This window comes from Paraburkholderia sp. Ac-20347 (genome assembly GCF_017104805.1).
Taxonomy (GTDB): Bacteria; Pseudomonadota; Gammaproteobacteria; order Burkholderiales; family Burkholderiaceae; genus Paraburkholderia; species Paraburkholderia tropica.
The window spans coordinates 1-19,572 of the sequence record NZ_JAAGPN010000153.1; the positions used below are offsets into that span (position 1 = coordinate 1).

Genomic DNA, 19,572 nt, shown 5'->3' on the forward strand with positions numbered 1-19,572 from the left:
TGCGAGACGACCGGGCCGGGCGCGACCGGCACGATGGGTGCGACGGGCGGACCCGGTGCGCCGCGCAGCGCGGCCGACGCGCGCGTGGATGCGGCGTTGCGCGACCAGGTGCGCCACATCGTCGTGATCTACGCCGAGAACCGCAGCTTCGTGAATCTGTACGGCAATTTTCCGGGCGTGCAGACGCCGCTTGCCGGCGTCGGCGCGGCGCGCTACACGCAGCTCGACCGCGACGGCAAAACCGCGCTCGCGCAGTTGCCGAAGATCTGGGGCGGGCTCGTTCCGCAGGCTCAGGAAGTCGGCGGCCAGCGCTACATGATCGACGAGCAGGCCATCACGGGACTGGCGAACGGGCCGTTCCGCATCGCCGACGCGCAGGGCCAGCCGCTGCCGAACGGCGTCATCACGCGCGACCTCGTGCATCGCTTCTATCAGAACCAGATGCAGATCAACGGCGGGCGCAACGACCAGTTCGCCGCGTGGGGCGACTCGGGCGGGCTCGTCATGGGCTATTACGAGAATTCGGCGGACTCGCTGCGGCTGTGGAAACTCGCCCAGCAATACACGCTTTGCGACAACTTCTTCATGGCCGCGTTCGGCGGTTCGTGGCTCAACCACATCTTCCTGATTTCCGCGCAGGCGCCGTTCTATCCCAACATCCAGGCGAGCCCGGCGAAGCATCTGGTTTCCGTGCTCGATGGCGACGATCCGCTCGGCACGCGCCTGAAAACGGCGGCGGCGAGTCCGGCGTCGGCGCTCGGCGGCCCGCCGAAGTTCGTGAATGACGGCCTGTTCACGCCCGACGGCTACGCGGTCAACACGATGGCGCCGCCGTATCAGCCGAGCAGCGTGCGTCCGGCCGAGGACGGCAATCCGGCGTGGGCCGATGCCGCCGATCCGCGCGTGATGCCGCCGCAAACCTACGCGACGATCGGCGACCGGCTGTCGGCGAAGGGTGTCGACTGGGCGTGGTACAGCGGCGCCTGGCAGTACGCGCTCGACCATCGCGACACCGGCGCCGTGCCGGATTTTCAGTATCACCATCAGCCCTTCAACTATTTCGCGAGCTTCGCGCCGGGGACGGCGGAGCGCGCGCGGCACCTGCGCGACGCGGGCGTGGGCGACGATCCGGCCACCAACCGTCTGCTCGCCGACATCGACGCGGGGCGCCTGCCGACGGTCACGTTCTACAAGCCGCAGGGCAATCTGAACATGCACGCGGGCTACGCGGATGTGGAGTCGGGCGACCGGCACGTGGCCGCCGTCATCGAGCATCTGCAGCGCAGCCCGCAATGGGCCAACACCGTGATCGTCATGACGCACGACGAGAACGGCGGCTGGTGGGACCCGGTCGCGCCGCCCACGGGCGACCGCTGGGGACCGGGCTCGCGCATTCCGGCGCTCGTGATCGCGCCGTTCGCGAAGAAGGGTTACGTCGATCACACGTTCTACGATACGGCGTCGATCCTGCGCTTCATCAGCCGCGTGCACGGCCTCGCGCCGCTCGACGGCGTGGCGTCGCGCGACCGGGCCTTCGCCGAGCGCGGGCAGACGCCGCCGGGCGATCTGACGGCGGCGCTCGATCTGGCGTGAGGTGAGCGAAGAGAGGTAATCGAACGCGAAGCGGGGAGGCGAGCGCCTCGCCCGCGCGAGCGGTGCTCATCGCAGACGCAGTTGCCGCTTTCGTGACTGGAGCGACTAACTGTCCGTCCGATCAATGAGTTGGCGTAATCTCCAGGAGGTTATCCCCAAAGTTTTCAACAAAAACTGTGGACAACTTTTTTGCGCAAAAAACGTGCATTTCTGCTGCTCCCGACGCGCTTCTCTTTTTCCGTCAACGACTTAGGTGAAATGTCCCAAGGTTGCCCACAAGGCTGTGAACAAAATCTGTGGACAAGCCAGTCGGGGACGCAGCGCCTGACGCCCGATCTGCTCCGATTGGAAACGTCGTGAACAAACCGATATGCATCAGGCACTTGGCGCACTCGTCCCAGGGTTACGCACAGGGCTGCCAACAAAATCTGTGGAGAACTTTGTCGCGTGATGCGTGAGCGTGCGAAGACGGGCTTCGCGTGCGTGGCGAGGGAAGCGGCGACGGGATTGGCGCGATCAGGCGTCAGCGGCCTGCCAGACCAGCGCGACCGTCTGGAGAACGATGAGCGCGCGGGAAGTGGGCGTCCAGAGCGATGTTTTCACGTTGGGCGCGCAACGCCAGGCGCAGACCATCCACAGAAACAGTCCGGCCGCATAAAGCATGACGACGACCAGCAACGCGAGCGTCGATGCCTCGGCTTGCACGCACGCGCGCAGGATGAAGCCGGCAACGAGGCCGTAGGGGAGTCCGAGCAGCCACCAAACCTTCCAGCACCGTTCCTGACCGCGCCATGCGTTGATCAACATCTTTGCCTCCTGTGCAAGTGGTCTTTGATCGTAAACCGATCTCAAAACTATGGATTACCTGGTTGTGCGTAGTGTGTCGACAAGTTCACCGTGATGGCCGCCCGCGCGAGGCAACCTGAAAGTCGATAGAGGTCAATATCGCGATAGCCCGTGACCCTAAGCTTCTCGTTTTCTCCCTGAAAGCGAGGTTCACAATGCGCTTGACTCCCGGTCCGGTATTTCTGGTTTGTTGCGGTGTACTGATTGTCTGTGCCGCGCTGTCGTTCACTTCGGCAGCCATCGTTCCCATCTTCCTGGTCACGGTGACGGCAGGCACGATCAGTGTGGGCTGCCTCTACTGGCTGCAGTATGTCCGCGAGCGTCGCTGGTTCTAGCCGCTTTCCCTGTGTCGACCCGGCGGCAGGTCATGGAGCAGGCGGCCGGGCTTTCCGCCGCGGCCTCATCGGGCCACAGCGGCGATTTGTAAAAACAACCGTCGGCGTCTCTGCATCCGCAAATATTGCAAGCCACCTGACGACGCCCAACCCGCCCAAACTCTGATATCGGTAACACCCCGGTTGCACGCATCCACCGTTCCACCCGATAATCGCAGTCGATACGCCTGACGACGCATCCCCAAGCGTCGCGGCCTTTCTCTCGCCACTACCCGTCGCGCCGTGCTCAAAAACTCGCGCTTTGTCGGTCTTCTGCATATCCCCGGTTTCCTGCCACTTGCCGGCGCCACCCTGATGCTCGGCGTGGCGATGTCGTTCACCGCGCCCTATCTCTCGCTATTTGGCGTCGAGCGCGCGGGCATGACGCCGCTGCGGCTCGGCCTGTTCATGACGACGATCGCCATGAGCGGCGTGATCGCCAGCACGGCGGCGGGCCGCTGGAGCGACGCCACCGGCAAGCATCGGCCACTGTTGCTCGCCTCGCTATGCGCGGCCACGCTCGGCTATATCTCGCTGTGCATCGTGCGCGACTACCGGCTGCTGCTCGTGGTCGGCATCGCGTTCATCGGCGCGGGCGGCTGCGCGCTGTCGCTGGTGTTCTCGTTCAGCCGCGCGGCGCTGCCCTGCGCGGACGACGCCGAACGCACCTTCGCCAGCGCGACGCTGCGCACGATTCTCTCGGCGGCGTGGGTGTTCGGCCCGGCGGTCGGCGCGCTGGTGCTGGCGGCCACGAGCTTCTACGGCCTCTTTCTGTTCGCGGCGGCGAGCTTCGCGGCTTGTGGCTTCATCGTCTGGCGCATGCGCGAGCCGCGCGCCGACGAGCACGCCACCCAGCATCTGATGACGCGTCCCACGGCGCAGGAAGTCGCCCAGGAAATCGCCGAAGAGGCCATCGCGCCGTACGAAGGGCAGCCGCTCACGCAGGCGGAAGTGCAGCCCGCCGTGAAGCAGCGCGTGCGCGCGGACGCGCCCGAAGCCACGCAAAAAGACATCATGCGCGCCGTCGTGGCGCTCACGCTCATCGGCCTCGCGGCCAACGCGACGATGATCGTCCTGCCGCTCTACATCGTGCACGGGCTGGACGGCACGCGCATCGACGTCTCGATCATGCTCGGTCTCGGCGCGTTCATGGAAATCCCGATGATGCTCGCGCTCGGCGCGAAGGCCTCGAAGCTCAACAAGCCAAACTGGCTCGCGGCGTGCGCGGTCGTGCACGCGGTGTACTTCGCATCGATGGCGGCGGCGCCCGGCGTGCATTCGCTCATCCCGATGCAGATTCTCAATGCGTTCGTGGTGGCCGTGACGTCGTGCCTCGGCATGACCTACGTGCAGGATCTGATGCCCGAATCGCCGGGGCGCGCGACGGCGCTGTTCTTCAATGCGTCGCGGCTCGGCTCGATTCTTTCCGGCGTGCTGTCGGGTCTGCTCGTGCAAGCCTTCGGTTATCGCGGCACGTTCCTGTTCTGCGGCGTGCTGGCGTTGTGCGCGCTCGTGCTGTTCGCGGTGCCGGGCGAGCAATATCCGAAGATGGCGCGCGCGCTGCGCCGGTTCGTGCGTGAGCGCGTGGCGTCGCGTACGCGTCGTGACTGAGCGGCATCGCAGTTATCTTCCTGATTGATCAGGCATCCGAATCAATTGTCCATCAAGGCAAAGCGGCGCGATCGACGCGCCGCTGCCTGAATCTCCCCGCGCGCGGGGTTACTGCGCGGTTTCCACCACACGGATCGCGTTCGTGCTGCCGGTTTCATCGGCGAAATCTTCGGCGTCGACGTCGTAGCCCGACGGTTCCCAGCGCACGGCGAGCAGCGCCGCGAGACCGGCGAGCGGCGCGATGGCGATGATCCAGAACACGCGCGTGCTGAGCGCGGCGGCGAGCACGGGGAACAGGAACAGCGACACCGTCGAGCTTGCGCGCATCAGCGTCTGGTTCAGGCCGACGCCCACGCCGCGCAGCGACGTCGGATAGCCGAGCGACGCGAACGTCATGCTGTGCGAGCCGGGCCCGATGCCCTGGCCGAACAGGAAGGCGGCGAGCATCGCGACGGCGCTCACGACTTCCGGCGTCGTCGACGGCTTGCCGACGATCGCGAGACCCACGAGCGCGCAGAACTGGATCGTGTAGCCCCAGACCGTCATCTTCCACGCGCCGAAGCGCGGCACCATGCGCACGGCGATCAGGCCGCCGACGAACGCGAAGCCCAGGTTGAGCGCGAGCGAGGCGAGGATCGTGGTGAGCATCGACTGCGCGAGAAAGCTCGAAATGATCACGGGCAGGCCGAACGCGACCGCGTTGTACGCAAACGACGAGGCCACGCCGATCACGGTCGCGAGCGTCGTGCGTCGCGCGTAGACGCCGCGCATCAGCGCGCCGTAGTTCTTCCACGACGCCACGCGCGCGGGTTTCGCGGCAGCCGCTTGCAACGCGTCGGGCGCAACTTCGGCGTCGATGCCGTAGGAGCGTTTGAGGATGCGCGCGGCATCGGCGAGATCGCCCTGGTTCGCGGCCCACACCGGCGACTCGCTGATATAGCGGCTGCGAATCGCGATGATGACGAGCGCGGGCACCGCGCCGAAGCCAAGCGTCAGGCGCCACAGCAGGTGCGAGTGCGAGGCGGGCAGCGTCGAGTACAGCGCGAGCACGAGCAGATAGGAGACGCTGATCGCCGCGTACCAGACGGGGCACCACATCGCCACGCGTGCGGCTTTGTTGCCGCGTCCGGCGAGGCGCGAGAACTCGGCGAGGAAGGCCATCGCCACGGGCAGGTCGATGCCCACGCCGAGGCCCATCACGAAGCGCGCGCCGCCGAGCACCCACGCGTTGGGCGCGAGCGCGCAGGCGATCGCCGCGACCACGAAGAAGAACATGTCGGCCATGAACACGCGGTAGCGGCCGATGCGGTCGGTCAGAAAGCCGCCGAGGAACGCGCCGACGATCGCGCCGAAGGTGATCGCCGAGGCCACGAAGCCGGTGCCGGCGGGCGTCAGCGAGAATTCGCGCGCGACGTCCTTGAGGCCGAAGGCGAGGGCGCCCAGGTCGTAGGCGTCGAGGAACACGCCGCCCAGCGCGATCGCGACGACGATGCGTGCGTTGCTGCCGGGCGCGCCGCCCGCGTTGACGAGCCGCGAGACGTCGGCGGCGCTGCGGATGAGCGGACGGCCGGCGTGGGACGATGAAGAAGCCGAAGCAGGGGCGGAAGCAGGGGCAGAAGCGGACGAGACGGACATGCGAGGCGGGGCGGCAACGAGGAGCAACGAAAACTGCGGGCGGCGCAATGCCGGTCGAAGGCGCAGATGCTACCGGCGACGGCGCGCGCGCCCAAATCGTTTTTCGTTATGAGCTCATGCCCGCAGCGGCCGGTGTCCGGGCCGGACGCATCGCGGGCAGTATGACTGGCGTGCTACAGCGCGAGTCTGTGCACAGAGTCAGTGCATATAAGTCACGCGGCGCGCGCGATCGCTCAGTTGCACGCCTGCGTCTAGCAGCGCGATGGCGAACCAGCGCGCGGTCTTGAGCATGCCGCTCACGCTCGGCATCGGCAGCCAGTCGTTGAGCAGCTGCACGGCGGCTTCGCTGCGCGTCGATTGCAGCAGCGCGATCACCTGCAGGAGCGAGCCTTCGTCCTTGGCGAGTTCCGAGGCGCAGCGGCAGCGCGTGTCGAGCGGGCGGCACGACGCGCGGCACAGCGTACCCATCAGCAGATCGAAGTGGCCGATGCCGTCGATGGCGATGCCGGCGTCGGCCAGCACGCCGCGCCAGTTTTCGTCCTTGGCGTAAGCGTCGCAATGCGGACGCAGCCAGGTGCGCACGGCGCGCAGCACGGTTTGCTCGGCGCTGTCGGGGTGATGGACGAAGGTGTCGTCGATCAGGGTGTCGTTTCTCGTGAACGGGGCAGTGTAGTTCATGGGGCCTCCGGCGAACGGTCAGGCGTGGCGCGGACACTCCGCGCTCACATCATTCGGTGCCGGGCTGGCCGGCATGGGCTCCATGATGCGGGAATTTTTTATCAAATGCAAATGATTCTCATTTGATATTTAATGAGCATGGCGGAGGAAGACGACGAACCGCACAGCGGAGCGCAGTGAGGCGAATCACCGTTTCGGCTGGGCGGAAAGGACTCTTCCAGGCGGCCTGCTTAATTCGGGGGCCGCAACCCGCTACAGTGCGCCCATGCGTGTTCCAGCGTCGCTGGCGCATCGTGAGAGTTTGGCCCCTGCCCGGATACGGCAGGGGCTTTTTTTTTGCGCTGCGCAAACCGTCCGGAGGTGGGGCCGGATGGCGTTTCCGACGCTCGCGGCGCCCTGCGCCCGATGCCTAAGTAATTGATGTGAAAGATACAAGTAATGTATTATTCAGCCCGCGTTGCGCGACAGCATGCCACGCCAGGTGGGGCTTGCGAGGTCGAAACAGGTGATTTCCGTCTGAAAAGCGACCTCAAGAGGCCGTTTTGTCGTTTTTCTTCGTAGTATAATTGCGAATAAAAACAATGACTTGCATCAGCCTTCGATCCGGCTCGCATTGTTGCGCTGCAAAAGTTCCGTATTCCGATTACGCTCGTTAACCCTTGAACGTGTGTTGCATTTCGCCGCTCAGCTGACAAATACATTACAGCCAGCCCGGTCCGATTTCCACCTCGCGTCAATCTTTCAAATTGCTTGCGCCGAGGCGGCGCGCTGACGAAGCTATTTGCTCCGCATTTTTAAGGTCCTGTTGAAATGCAATCCGTTCCATTTCTGAGTCTGGCGATCTGGATTCCCATCCTGTTCGGCGTGGCTGTGCTGCGTCTCGGGTCGGATCGTCATCCGCAGCGCGCGCGCTGGCTATCGCTGATCGGCTCCATCGTCGGTCTGCTGCTGACGCTGCCGCTCATCAGCGGCTTCGACAACCACGAAGCCGGCATGCAGTTCGTCGAATTCCGCAACTGGCTGCCCGAGTTCGGCGTGGCGTGGCGTCTGGGGATCGATGGCATTTCGATGTGGCTCGTCGTGCTCACCGCGTTCACGACGCTGGTGATCGTGATCGCCTCGTGGGAGTCGATCACCGTGCGCGTCGCCCAGTACTTCGGCGCGTTCCTGATCCTCTCGGGCCTGATGGTCGGCACCTTCGCGGCCACGGACGGCATGCTGTTCTTCGTGTTCTTCGAAGCCACGCTGATCCCGCTGTACCTGCTGATCGGCACGTGGGGCCATGCCCGCCGCACGTACGCCGCGGTCAAGTTCTTCTTCTTCTCGTTCGGCGGCTCGCTGCTGATGCTGCTGTCGATGCTGTATCTCTACAGCCAGTCGCACACCTTCGACATGTCGGCGTGGCATAACCTCACGCTCGGCTTCGTCCCGCAGGTGCTGGTGTTCATCGGCTTCTTCGCGGCCTTCGCGGTCAAGGTGCCGATGTGGCCGTTCCACACCTGGCTGCCCGACGTCCACCTCGAAGCGCCGACCGGCGCGACCGTGCTGATGGCGATGCTCAAGCTCGGCGGCTACGGCTTCCTGCGCTTCACGCTGCCGATCACGCCGGACGCCGCGCACTTCTTTGCGCCCGTGATCATCACGATGTCGCTGGTGGCGGTGGTGTACTCGAGCCTGCTCGCGCTCGCGCAGACCGACATGACCAAGCTGCTCGCGTACTCGACGGTCGCCCACATGGGCCTCGTCACGCTGGGCCTGTTCCTGTTCAACCAGATCGGCACCGAAGGCGCGATCGTCCAGATGATCTCGTACGGTTTCGTCTCGGGCGCGCTGCTGCTGTCGGTTGGCGTGCTGTTCGACCGTACCAAGACGCGCACGATCGCGGCTTACGGCGGCGTCGTCAACGTGATGCCGCGCTACGCGACTTTCATGATGCTGTTCTGCATGGCCAACGTCGGCCTGCCGGGCACCTCGGGCTTCGTGGGCGAGTTCATGGTCATCATGGGCGCGATCCGCGTGAACTTCTGGATCGGTGCGATCGCCACGACCACGGTCGTGCTCAGCGCCGCGTACACGCTGTGGATGTACAAGCGCGTGATCTTCGGCGCGGTCGCGAACAAGAGCGTCGCGAAGCTGGCCGACATCGGCCGTCGCGAGACGCTGATCTTCGCGTCGCTCGCCGCGCTGGTGCTGGCGGTGGGCATCTATCCGAAGCCCATGACCGACGCGATCGAACTCTCGGCCGCGAATCTGGTCGCTCAGGCCGGCCGCACCAAGCAGCCGACCGACGAGGCTGCGAACGCCAACACGGACGCCGTGCGCGCCGGTTCGGCCGGTACGGACGTGCGTGCAGTTTCGCTGACCGAGCGTTCGCCGACGTAAGCAGCAAGTTCACTGCAGTTAAAGAATGACGACGCACGCGCGCGCCGTCCCGCGAGTGTTCGCGGCACGGCGCGCGTGTGCATTCAAGAGTTTCCGAATTGCAAGATTCGGAAAAAAAGCCGCGGCGAGTCTGCGTTGAAATGAGGGCAGGGCATGACGTGCGTGTGTTGATGAGGCGCGACAGACCTCGCGAACACATGTGACAAAGTGTCTCACTTTTGTTTTGACAAAGATCATTTTCAACATTCATTGATTGTTATTGATCAAAGCGGCTGTATGATGCGGTCGCGCTTCCTTTGCGTGATGTCAGGGGTAGTGCCCGGAACTATTCAATGAATGAAATTCAGGCAAACGTGATGAAAAGAACAACCTTTCAAAGGTTATTGCTTCCCGTCAGCGCCGGATTGGCCATGTGTCTTTCCGGCTGCAACATGGAAGTCCTCGACCCCAAAGGGAGCGTGGGCATGGCGGAAAAGTCGCTGATCGCGACCTCCACCTGGGCCATGCTGATCGTGGTGATCCCCGTGATCATCCTGACGCTGTGGTTCGCGTACCGCTACCGCGCTTCCAACCGCAACGCCACCTACGCACCGAAATGGTCGCACTCGACGGCGATTGAAATCGTCGTCTGGACGGTCCCCACACTGATCATCCTGTTCCTCGGCGTGCTCACGTGGAAGACCACGCACGAGCTCGACCCGTACAAGCCGCTCGAATCGAACGTCAAGCCGATCAACGTCGAAGTTGTGGCGCTCGACTGGAAGTGGCTGTTCATCTACCCGGATCTGGGCATCGCGACGGTGAACCAGCTGGCTGTGCCGGTCGGCACGCCGGTGAACTTCAGCATCACGTCGGATTCGGTGATGAACTCGTTCTTCATCCCGCAGCTTGGCACCCAGGTCTACGCGATGGCAGGCATGCAGACCCGTCTGCACCTGATCGCCGATCACGCTGGCGATTACGCCGGTCTGTCGGCGAACTTCAGCGGCAAGGGCTTCTCGGACATGAAGTTCCGCACGCTCGCCACGAGCCAGCAAGACTTCGACGCGTGGGTTCAGAAGGTCAAGGCGTCCTCGACGCAGCTTTCGATGGACCAGTACGCGACGGTCGCGCAGCCGAGCGAAAAGGCGCCTGTTGAGTACTTCTCGACGGTGGATCCGAAGCTCTTCAACAACATCATCGCGAAGTACAACAACGGCCACGTCACGAATTTCAGTGACCCGTCCTGCGTGACCAAGGGGTAATCCAAGCATGTTCGGAAAACTTACACTGGACGCCATTCCGTATCACGAGCCGATTATTCTCGGCACGATGATCGGGATGGCAATCATCGGCGCATTCGTGCTCGGTGGCGTCACTTACCTCGGTAAGTGGAAATATCTGTGGACCGAGTGGCTGACGAGCGTCGACCACAAGCGTCTGGGCGTGATGTACATCGTGCTCGCCCTGATCATGCTGCTGCGCGGCTTCGCCGACGCCATCATGATGCGTACCCAGCTCGCGCTGGCGTACAACGCGCCGGGCTACCTCCCGCCGCACCACTACGACCAGATCTTCACGGCTCACGGCGTGATCATGATCTTCTTCATGGCCATGGCTTTCATGGTTGGCCTGATGAACATCGTGGTGCCGCTGCAGATCGGTGCGCGCGACGTCGCGTTCCCGTTCCTGAACTCGCTGTCGTTCTGGATGACCGCCGTTGGCGCGATCCTGCTGATGATCTCGCTGGTCGTCGGTGAGTTCGCCATGACGGGCTGGCTCGCGTATCCGCCGCTTTCGGAGCTGGCATACAGTCCAGGCGTCGGGGTCGACTACTACCTGTGGGCGCTGCAGATCTCGGGTGTCGGTACGCTGCTGACCGGCGTGAACTTCTTCGTCACCATCATCAAGATGCGTGCCCCCGGCATGACGCTGATGAAGATGCCGGTGTTCACGTGGACGGCGCTGTGCACGAACGTGCTGATCATGGCTGCGTTCCCGATCCTGACCGTCACGCTCGCGCTGCTCGGCCTGGACCGTTACGTCGGCACGCACTTCTTCACGAATGACGGCGGCGGCAACGCCATGCTGTACCTGAACCTGATCTGGGCCTGGGGTCACCCCGAGGTGTACATCCTGATCCTGCCGGCGTTCGGTATTTTCTCGGAAGTCGTTTCGACCTACGCGAAGAAGCCGCTGTTCGGTTACACCACCATGGTCTACGCGACCTGCTCGATCATGGTGCTCTCGTTCCTCGTGTGGCTGCATCACTTCTTCACGATGGGTTCGGGCGCCGACGTCAATGCGTTCTTCGGCATCATGACGATGATCATCGCGATCCCGACGGGCGTGAAGATCTTCAACTGGCTGTTCACGATCTACCGCGGTCGCCTCGAGTTCACCTCGCCGGTGCTGTGGACGCTCGGCTTCATGGTCACCTTCACCATCGGCGGCATGACCGGCGTGATGATGGCGATCCCGGGCGCGGACTTCGTGCTGCACAACTCGCTGTTCCTGATTGCTCACTTCCACAACGTGATCATCGGCGGCGTGCTGTTCGGCTACCTGGCCGGCTTCAACTACTGGTTCCCGAAGGCGTTCGGCTTCAAGCTGAACGAAAAGCTGGGCAAGCGCGCGTTCTGGTTCTGGCTCGTGGGCTTCTACGTTGCATTTACGCCGCTGTACGTGCTGGGCTTCATGGGCGCAACCCGCCGTCTGAACCACTACGACAATCCGGCATGGCATCCGTGGATGGTCATCGCCTGGGTTGGCGCCGTGCTCGTGGCAATCGGTATCGCTCACCAGCTGATGCAGCTGTACGTGTCGATCCGCGACCGCAACCTGCCGGAAAACCGCGACCTGACGGGCGATCCGTGGGGTGGCCGTACGCTGGAATGGTCGATGTCGTCGCCGCCGCCGGTCTACAACTTCCCGGTTATCCCGAACGTGACGGAACTCGATGAATTCCATCACCTGAAGGAAATGGGCCGCGAAACGCCGGACGTCGCGAACACGCATTACACCGATATCCACATGCCCTCGAACACGAGCGCAGGTCTGTTCATCGGTTTCTTCAGCCTGGTGCTCGGCTTTGCTGGCATCTGGCACATCTGGTGGCTCATGATCGTCGGCTTCGTCGGTATTCTCGGCACGGCTATCGCTTACAGCTTCCAGAAGAACGAAGGCTATTACATCCCGGCCGCCAAGGTCCGGGCGGATGAAGAAGCGCGTAGTCGCGCACTGGTCAAGGCGTTTGCTGACAAGCAGCGCGGTGGCAAGGTTGAAGAAGCACTGGAGGCCAACTGATGTTGACGAAAACTGGTGCGGCCGCACTTGCGGAGCACGATCACCACGATCACCCGCCGTCACACTCGGTGTTCGGTTTCTGGCTGTACCTGATGACCGACTGTATTCTGTTCGGCTCGCTGTTCGCAGTGTTCGCCGTGATGCAGAATCAGTTCGCAGGCGGCCCGACGGGTAAGGATCTGTTCGACATTCAGGGCGTGGCGATGGAAACGGCAGTGCTGCTGCTGTCGTCCATCACCTACGGTTTCGCCATGATCGGCGCGCACAAGCAGCGCAAGGGTCAAGTGCTGGTCTGGCTGGCGATCACCTTTCTGCTGGGCGCGACGTTCCTGTACTTCGAACTGCACGAGTTCGCGCACATGATCGCCGAGGGCAACGGTCCGCAGCGCAGCGCGTTCCTGTCGTCGTTCTTCACGCTGGTTGCCACCCACGGTATCCACGTGACGATGGGCATGATCTGGATGATCGTCCTCATGGTTCAAGCGCTGAAGGCGCCGGTGCTGGGCGAGCGCGAAATCCGCCGCCTCGCGTGCCTGAGCCTCTTCTGGCACTTCTTGGACATCGTCTGGATTTGCGTGTTCTCCTTTGTTTATCTTGCGAGCGTGATCTAAATGAGTGCTCATTCCATCCATGAAGAAGAAAGCCATGGCAGCGTAGCTAGCTACGTGGCAGGTTTCGTCCTGGCGGTGGTGCTCACGGCCGCTTCGTTCTGGCTCGTGCTGCATGGCGGCTTCTCGCGCGAAACGGCGCTGCTCGGCCTCGCCGTGCTGGCTGTGGTGCAGATCGTCGTCCACCTCGTGTTCTTCCTGCACATGAACACGTCGTCGGGCCAGCGCTGGAACGTGACGGCATTTGGCTTCACGGTGTTGACGGTCCTGATCGTGGTCGTCGGTACGCTGTGGGTCATGCACAACGTCAGCATGAACATGATGTCGCGTTGATTTTTCAATCAGCGATATCGGCTTGATCCGCATCCGGCGTTCGCGCCGGATCGCAAACAAGCAAAACGCCGCCTGGGCTCGCGCCCGGCGGCGTTTTTCTTTTGGGTCGCGCCGACGTGCTTTCGCGTGTTCAGGCGCCGAAGCGCTGGCGCACGATCGCGGCGACGGCGCGGCCGAGCTTGTGATGCTGATCGGCCTCGTAGTGGATGCCGTCGGTCGCGCTGACGGTGGCGACTTCGCCCGCATCGAGAAACGCCGAGCCGTGCTTCACCGCCACGCGCTCGTAGAGCGGCGCGAGCAGCCTCGATTTCGCCGCGCCGCCCGTGAAGATCGCGCCGAGAAAACCGACTTCCTCGATCGGCACGGGCGCCATCAGCAGGACGTGCGGCGTCGCGCCGCCCGGGCCCGCGCGGCAGGCGACCAGCGTTTCGAGCAGGACGTCGACGGAATGGGCGATGTCAGCGGGCGTGACCGAGAAGCGCGTCTTGAGGTCGTTGGTGCCGAGCATCAGCACGACCACGTCGACGGGCAACTGGCTTTCGAGGCACGGCCGCAAATACGCGAGGCCGTTCTTGTGGCGGCCCTCGATCGGGTCGTCATGGACGGTGGTGCGCGCAGGCAGGCCTTCCTCGACGATCTTCCAGCCGCTGCCCAGCGTCTCGGCCAGCACGCCGGGCCAGCGGTCGGCGGGGGCGAATCGTTCGAGCACACCGGGAAGATTGAGCGGCTTGGTGCCGTGCGTGTTGGAATCGCCGTAGCAGAGCAGGGTGCGTGTCGTCATGGGTCTGCGCTCCAGAATGAGTGCGGGTCAAGGTTTCCGATACGAAACAGACGTGCGGCGAGCTGCGTCAAAGCACTGCATAACAGGACGGCGTGACGTGTGCCGAAAGCTTGCGCTAAAACCCCATTGACCGTCGGGAGAAGGCTAGACGACTGGTCTAATTGGGCTGTAACATGCCCTCCCATGAATGCAGCGCCAGCCGTGGAAGTGCGGCAACACATCCTCGATACCGCCATGCCCATTTTGCTGGGCAAGGGCTTTTCGGCCGTTGGTCTCAATGAGATCCTGGCGGCGGCCGGCGTGCCCAAAGGCTCGTTCTATCACTATTTCGGTTCAAAAGAAGCGTTCGGCGAAGCCTTGCTGACCTTCTATTTCTCCGAATATGCGGAACGACTGGAGGCGCAGCTCGTGCGCGAGCCCGGCACGGCGCGCGAGCGCCTGATGCGTTATTTCGAGGAATGGCGCGCGATGCAGTGCGCGGACGGCCCCGACGGCAAGTGCCTCGCCGTGAAACTGGGCGCCGAAGTCAGCGACCTGTCGGAGCCGATGCGCGCGGTCCTGCGCCGCGGCACCGACGAGATCATCGGGCGCATCGCGGCGTGTATCGAAGAAGGGCTCGCGGACGGTTCGCTCGAAGGCGTGCGCAACGCCACGGGCACGGCGGGCACGCTGTACGAACTCTGGCTGGGCGCGACGCTGATGGAAAAAATCCGCCGCGACCGCAGCCCGCTCGATTCGGCCATGGCGACCACGCGCGCCTTGTTGAACCTGCCGCCCGCAACGTGATCGAACGCGCAGCGGCGTCATCGTAGCGCCGCGTCGCGATCCCCATCCATAGAGACAGAGACAGCGCCGCTTGCCGGGCGCAGCAAAGAGAGCCGCTTCATGCGGCGAAGGTCTAGACGACCGGTCTAATAACGTGCGATTACGTACCGATTGCGTACCAATATGCGCACATGGACCGGTTCCGAACGGACGCGCAAGCGCCCGGACATCACCGAACAAGGAACGCCGATGAAGGTACTGATCGTTTTGACTTCGCACGAAGACCTCGGCAACACGGGCAAGAAGACGGGCTTCTGGCTCGAGGAATTCGCCGCGCCGTACTACGCGCTGCGCGATGCCGGCGCGCAGCTCACGCTCGCGTCGCCCAAGGGCGGCCAGCCGCCGCTCGACCCCAAGAGCAGCGATCCGTCCGCGCAGACCGACGCCACGCGCCGCTTCGACGCGGACGCCGCCGCGCAGGCCGAGCTGGCCAATACGAAGCGTCTCGCCGATATCGACGCGAGCGACTTCGACGCGGTGTTCTATCCGGGCGGCCACGGCCCGCTGTGGGATCTCGCCGAAGATCCGGTCTCGATCGCGCTGATCGAAAAGACGCTCGCGGCGGGCAAGCCGGTCGCGGCCGTGTGCCACGCGCCGGGCGTGCTGCGTCACGTGAAAGGCGCCGACGGCAAGCCGCTCGTGGCGGGCAAGTCGGTCGCCGGTTTCTCGAACAGCGAGGAAGCGGCCGTGGGGCTGACCGACGTCGTGCCGTTCCTCGTCGAGGACATGCTCAAGAGCAACGGCGGCCGCTACACCAAGGGCCCCGACTGGGCGCCGCACGTCGCGGTCGACGGGCTGCTCATCACGGGCCAGAACCCGGCTTCGTCGGAGCCGGTCGCCGAAGCCTTGCTCGCCGCGCTCAAGCGCAAGTGAGCGGCTGACGCAGGCGGCGCCGGCGTTCTGCGCGCCGCCTGCGTTTTCACATCCCTTTTCCTTTCGGCAACGCCTTGTGCCGCGCGCGACGCGGCGGGGTGCTTGCGCGCCACCTGCGTGCCGCCGAAAGACCCCTTTCGCGTTTTCGCGTTTCCGTTTCATCGCGGGTGAGCGCCGCGCCCATCGCATCCGTTGCGATCCGCGTACGGCTGAGCCCATTTTTCATGTGACCGGCCCCGGCGCTTGTGCGCCGCTCCGATCGACACAGGAGAGCTGTTGATGTCTGCATTGTTCGAACCGTTCAAGCTCAAGGACGTATCGCTGCGCAACCGTATCGCCGTGCCGCCGATGTGCCAGTACATGGCCAACGACGGCGTGATCAACGACTGGCACCACGTTCACTACGCGCAGATCGCGCGCGGCGGCGCGGGCGTCGTGATCGTCGAAGCCACGGCGGTGTCGCCGGAAGGCCGCATCACGCCGGGCTGCACGGGCATCTGGAATGACGAGCAGGCTCAGGCGTTCGTGCCGACCGTGAAGGCGATCAAGGCGGCCGGCTCGGTGCCGGGCATCCAGATCGCGCACGCGGGCCGTAAGGCGAGCGCGAACCGTCCGTGGGAAGGCGACGATCATCTGCCCGAAGGCGATCCGCGCGGCTGGCAAACCATCGCGCCGTCGGCGATTCCGTTCGGCGCGAATCTGCCGAAGACGCCGAAGGCGATGACGCTCGACGACATCGCGCGTGTGCGTGAAGACTTCGTCGCCGCCGCGAAGCGCGCGCTCGACGCCGGCTTCGAATGGCTCGAACTGCATTTCGCGCACGGCTATCTGGGTCAGAGTTTCTTTTCGGAACATTCGAACCAGCGCGACGACGCGTATGGCGGCAGCCTCGAAAACCGCAGCCGTTTCCTGCTGGAAACGCTCGCAGCGGTTCGCAAGGTCTGGCCGGAACATCTGCCGCTGACGGCGCGTTTCGGCGTGATCGAGTACGATGGCCGCGACGAGCAGACGCTCGCCGAATCGATCGAACTCGCGAAGAACTTCAAGCGTGAAGGCCTCGACATGCTGAGCGTGAGCGTCGGTTTCTCGACACCGGCTGCGCAGATTCCGTGGGCGCCCGCGTTCCTCGCGCCGATCGCGCAGAAGGTGCGCCGCGCGACCGGTCTGCCGGTATCGTCGGCATGGGGCATCGGCACGCCGGAACTGGCGGAGCGTTCGGTGGCGTCGGAGCAGCTCGATCTCGTGATGGTGGGCCGCGCGCATCTTGCGAACCCGCATTGGCCGTACTTCGCCGCGCAGCAGCTCAACGTCGAGCGCGCCGCGTGGACGCTGCCCGCACCGTACGCGCACTGGCTCGAACGCTACAAGGCCTGAGCGCGCCTCGCACCGGTCGGCAGGTTGCCGATCGGAAACTTCGTTGACGACAGGAAACAACGATGAGCATCTACATCTTTGCAAGCATCACGCCGAAGGCCGGCCACGTTGCCGATCTCGAAGCGGAACTGCGCAATATGGTGGTCCATTCGCGCCGCGAGCCGGGCAATCTGCGTTACGACCTGCTGCGTCGCGCGGACGGCACGCCGGGCTTTCACGTCTACGAAACCTATGTGGACGAAGCGGCGATTCAGGCGCATCGCGACAGCCCGCACTACGTGGCGTTTCGCGCGAAAATCGGCGACTGGCTGGCCGAGCCCGTCGACGTCAAGGTGCTGACGGGCGTGGATATCGCGGCCTGATTTCGCGTCTGCGTAGAATAAAAAAACGCCGGGCTTTCGAGCCCGGCGTTTTTTATTGGCGAATGCTTTAATGAAGCAATGACGGATTAGCTGGCGAAATCGAGCACCACGCGGCCTTCGATCGCGCCGCGTTCCATGCGCGCGAAGATGTCGTTGATGTTATCGAGCTTGTCGGTGCTCACGGTGGCCTTGACCTTGCCTTCCTGCGCGAACATCAGCGACTCTTCGAGGTCGAGACGCGTGCCGACGATCGAGCCGCGTACGGTGATGCCGCTCAGCACCATGTCGAAGATGGGCAGCGGGAAGTCGCCGGGCGGCAGGCCGTTCAGCGACACCGTGCCGCCGCGCCGCACCATGCCCAGCGCCTGCGAGAACGCGATGGGCGACACGGCCGTGACGAGCACGCCATGCGCGCCGCCGATTTCCTTCTTCAGATAGGCCGCCGGGTCGGTGGTTTTCGCGTTGACGGTGATGGTGGCGCCGAGGCGCTTCGCGAGTTCGAGCTTCGCGTCGTCGACATCGACCGCCGCCACGTTGAGCCCCATCGCGCGGGCGTATTGCACCGCCATATGGCCGAGGCCGCCGATGCCCGAGATGACGACCCAGTTGCCGGGCCGCGTGTCGGTGACCTTGAGCCCCTTGTAGACCGTGACGCCTGCGCAGAGCACCGGCGCGACGTCGATGAAATCGACACCCTTGGGCAGCAGGCCCACGTAATTAGCGTCGGCTTTTGCGTATTGCGCGAAACCGCCGTTGACGGAATAGCCGGTGTTCTTCTGCGTTTCGCAGAGCGTTTCCCAACCGCCGAGGCAATGCTCGCAATGGCCGCAGGCCGAGTAGAGCCAGGGAATGCCCACGCGGTCGCCTTCCTTCACGTGCTTGACGCCGCTGCCCACGCCCACGACGTAGCCCACGCCTTCGTGGCCCGGAATGAAGGGCGGTTCCGGCTTCACGGGCCAGTCGCCGTGCGCGGCGTGCAGGTCGGTATGGCAGACACCGCAGGCTTCGATCTTCACGAGGAGTTCGCCGGGGCCCGGTTCGGGTATGGCCACTTCTTCGATGACGAGTGGTTTTCCGAACGCGCGAACTACCGCGGCTTGCATTGTCTTGCTCATCGTCGGACTCCTGTTGCTGGTGAAGATGGGAAATGAAGATGGGACGTAAAGCGCGAAAGTGGTGCATGCGTGGTGCATGCACCACTTTCAACACGCTTTTCAGTGTGCCGAAAAGCGCAGTGCAATGCGTTGAGCTTGCGCATGCGTTATCGAATAAAACGCGCTGAAAACCGAATGCGATGTTTATTAACGAAGGGAATGGGAAGGGAAATGAAATGCGAAATTAAGTCGGATGACGAATTAAATGGCAGGCGCTGAAAAGGCAAATTCGGGCGTATTCCAGAACCGACTCATCGTCCGATTACAATCGGGGGATCGCACCTCGACTGGCTTACCCGGATGCAGACCGAAGAACTTTTTCAGCGCGCGCATGAACAGCATATTGCGGGCCATCTCGCGCAGGCGCGGGATCTCTACCTGCAGATCGTCGCGCTCGACCCGGCGCATGGCGCCGCGCAATTCCGGCTCGCGGTCATCGGCATTCAGGAAAATCGCTTTCAGGACGCTATCGAACGGCTGACGAAAGCGCTCGAGATCGAGCCGGGCAACCGGCGATATCGCGAGGCGCTCGGCCAGGCGCTGGCGTTCGCGCAGCGCCATGCCGAGGCCGCATCGGTCTATCGCGGCCTGATCGACGAAGACGCCGCCGACGCCGATCACTGGTTCGGCCTCGCAAGCGCGTTGCAGGCGCAGGGCGCATTGTCCGACGCGGCGCTCGCGTGGGAAGGCGTCGCGCAGCGCGATCCGCAGCGCGCCGACGCGCTGAATAACCTCGGCAACTGCCGCCGTCTGCTCGGCGAACCCGCGCTCGCGCAGGCCGCTTACGCGCGCGCGCTCGCGGCGCAACCGGGCAATGCCGACGCGCTCACCAATCTCGGCACCTTGCTGCAAGCGCAA

Annotated in this window: 18 protein-coding genes; 13 read left to right on the forward strand and 5 right to left on the reverse strand. The window is 63.9% G+C overall.

The window, feature by feature from the left end; translation table 11 throughout:
* On the forward strand, window positions 1-1,593 hold a 1,593-nt coding region (locus tag G3N97_RS24735), incomplete at its 5' end, for an acid phosphatase (RefSeq protein ID WP_205995632.1).
* Window positions 1,594-2,109: 516 nt separating this feature from the next.
* Here G3N97_RS24735 and G3N97_RS24740 read toward each other — a convergent pair.
* The gene (locus G3N97_RS24740) at window positions 2,110-2,400 is read right to left on the reverse strand and encodes a hypothetical protein (RefSeq protein ID WP_065065965.1); all 291 of its coding nucleotides are present in this window, start codon (window positions 2,398-2,400) and stop codon (window positions 2,110-2,112) included.
* Between the two features lie 194 nt (window positions 2,401-2,594).
* On the opposite strand from G3N97_RS24740, the gene G3N97_RS24745 reads away from it, so the two are divergent.
* A complete protein-coding gene (locus G3N97_RS24745; RefSeq protein WP_205995634.1) occupies window positions 2,595-2,774 on the forward strand; it encodes a hypothetical protein in 180 nt (59 codons plus the stop codon).
* Window positions 2,775-3,056: 282 nt separating this feature from the next.
* Window positions 3,057-4,424 (forward strand): sugar efflux transporter, encoded by a 1,368-nt coding sequence (locus G3N97_RS24750; RefSeq protein ID WP_205995636.1) that lies wholly within the window; start codon window positions 3,057-3,059, stop codon window positions 4,422-4,424.
* A 108-nt stretch (window positions 4,425-4,532) separates the two neighbouring features.
* Here G3N97_RS24750 and G3N97_RS24755 read toward each other — a convergent pair whose 3' ends face one another.
* Together G3N97_RS24755 and G3N97_RS24760 are read right to left on the reverse strand one after the other, a co-directional pair.
* Window positions 4,533-6,059: an MFS transporter gene (locus G3N97_RS24755; RefSeq protein WP_205995638.1), complete on the reverse strand. Its 1,527-nt coding sequence runs from the start codon at window positions 6,057-6,059 to the stop codon at window positions 4,533-4,535.
* Between the two features lie 198 nt (window positions 6,060-6,257).
* Window positions 6,258-6,737, reverse strand: a complete 480-nt coding sequence (locus tag G3N97_RS24760) for a hypothetical protein (RefSeq protein ID WP_205995640.1) — start codon at window positions 6,735-6,737, stop codon at window positions 6,258-6,260.
* Between the two features lie 810 nt (window positions 6,738-7,547).
* On the opposite strand from G3N97_RS24760, the gene G3N97_RS24765 reads away from it, so the two are divergent.
* The 5 genes from G3N97_RS24765 (at window position 7,548) to cyoD (ending at window position 13,345) form a co-directional block, all read left to right on the forward strand.
* Window positions 7,548-9,119: an NADH-quinone oxidoreductase subunit M gene (locus tag G3N97_RS24765; RefSeq protein ID WP_205995642.1), complete on the forward strand. Its 1,572-nt coding sequence runs from the start codon at window positions 7,548-7,550 to the stop codon at window positions 9,117-9,119.
* Window positions 9,120-9,475: 356 nt separating this feature from the next.
* Window positions 9,476-10,363: a ubiquinol oxidase subunit II gene (gene cyoA, locus G3N97_RS24770; protein ID WP_065065976.1), complete on the forward strand. Its 888-nt coding sequence runs from the start codon at window positions 9,476-9,478 to the stop codon at window positions 10,361-10,363.
* Between the two features lie 7 nt (window positions 10,364-10,370).
* Entirely contained in the window at window positions 10,371-12,404 is a 2,034-nt protein-coding gene (gene cyoB, locus G3N97_RS24775) for a cytochrome o ubiquinol oxidase subunit I (RefSeq protein ID WP_205995644.1), read from the forward strand.
* Window positions 12,404-13,015, forward strand: coding sequence for a cytochrome o ubiquinol oxidase subunit III (gene cyoC / locus G3N97_RS24780; RefSeq protein ID WP_065065958.1), 612 nt, complete (start codon window positions 12,404-12,406; stop codon window positions 13,013-13,015). The genes cyoB and cyoC overlap by 1 nt, the downstream gene beginning before the upstream one ends.
* A complete protein-coding gene (gene cyoD / locus G3N97_RS24785) occupies window positions 13,016-13,345 on the forward strand; it encodes a cytochrome o ubiquinol oxidase subunit IV (RefSeq protein ID WP_205995646.1) in 330 nt (109 codons plus the stop codon).
* Between the two features lie 130 nt (window positions 13,346-13,475).
* Here the strand turns inward: cyoD and G3N97_RS24790 are convergent, their stop codons facing one another.
* Window positions 13,476-14,126, reverse strand: coding sequence for an SGNH/GDSL hydrolase family protein (locus G3N97_RS24790; protein ID WP_205995648.1), 651 nt, complete (start codon window positions 14,124-14,126; stop codon window positions 13,476-13,478).
* A gap of 183 nt (window positions 14,127-14,309) precedes the next feature.
* Here G3N97_RS24790 and G3N97_RS24795 point away from each other — a divergent pair, with 183 nt between their 5' ends.
* The 4 genes from G3N97_RS24795 to G3N97_RS24810 all read left to right on the forward strand — a co-directional run bounded on the left by G3N97_RS24795 (window position 14,310) and on the right by G3N97_RS24810 (window position 17,560).
* Window positions 14,310-14,912, forward strand: coding sequence for a TetR/AcrR family transcriptional regulator (locus G3N97_RS24795; protein ID WP_205995650.1), 603 nt, complete (start codon window positions 14,310-14,312; stop codon window positions 14,910-14,912).
* Window positions 14,913-15,140: 228 nt separating this feature from the next.
* Entirely contained in the window at window positions 15,141-15,824 is a 684-nt protein-coding gene (locus G3N97_RS24800; protein WP_205995652.1) for a type 1 glutamine amidotransferase domain-containing protein, read from the forward strand.
* A gap of 279 nt (window positions 15,825-16,103) precedes the next feature.
* Window positions 16,104-17,198 (forward strand): NADH:flavin oxidoreductase/NADH oxidase, encoded by a 1,095-nt coding sequence (locus G3N97_RS24805; RefSeq protein WP_205995654.1) that lies wholly within the window; start codon window positions 16,104-16,106, stop codon window positions 17,196-17,198.
* 62 nt (window positions 17,199-17,260) lie between these two features.
* Entirely contained in the window at window positions 17,261-17,560 is a 300-nt protein-coding gene (locus tag G3N97_RS24810) for a putative quinol monooxygenase (RefSeq protein WP_205995656.1), read from the forward strand.
* Window positions 17,561-17,646: 86 nt separating this feature from the next.
* Here the strand turns inward: G3N97_RS24810 and adhP are convergent, their stop codons facing one another.
* Complete coding sequence (adhP, locus tag G3N97_RS24815; RefSeq protein ID WP_205995658.1) at window positions 17,647-18,675, reverse strand: alcohol dehydrogenase AdhP; 1,029 nt, start codon at window positions 18,673-18,675, stop codon at window positions 17,647-17,649.
* 339 nt (window positions 18,676-19,014) lie between these two features.
* On the opposite strand from adhP, the gene G3N97_RS24820 reads away from it, so the two are divergent.
* The coding region (locus G3N97_RS24820; protein ID WP_205995660.1) for a tetratricopeptide repeat protein at window positions 19,015-19,572 on the forward strand (558 nt) is incomplete at its 3' end.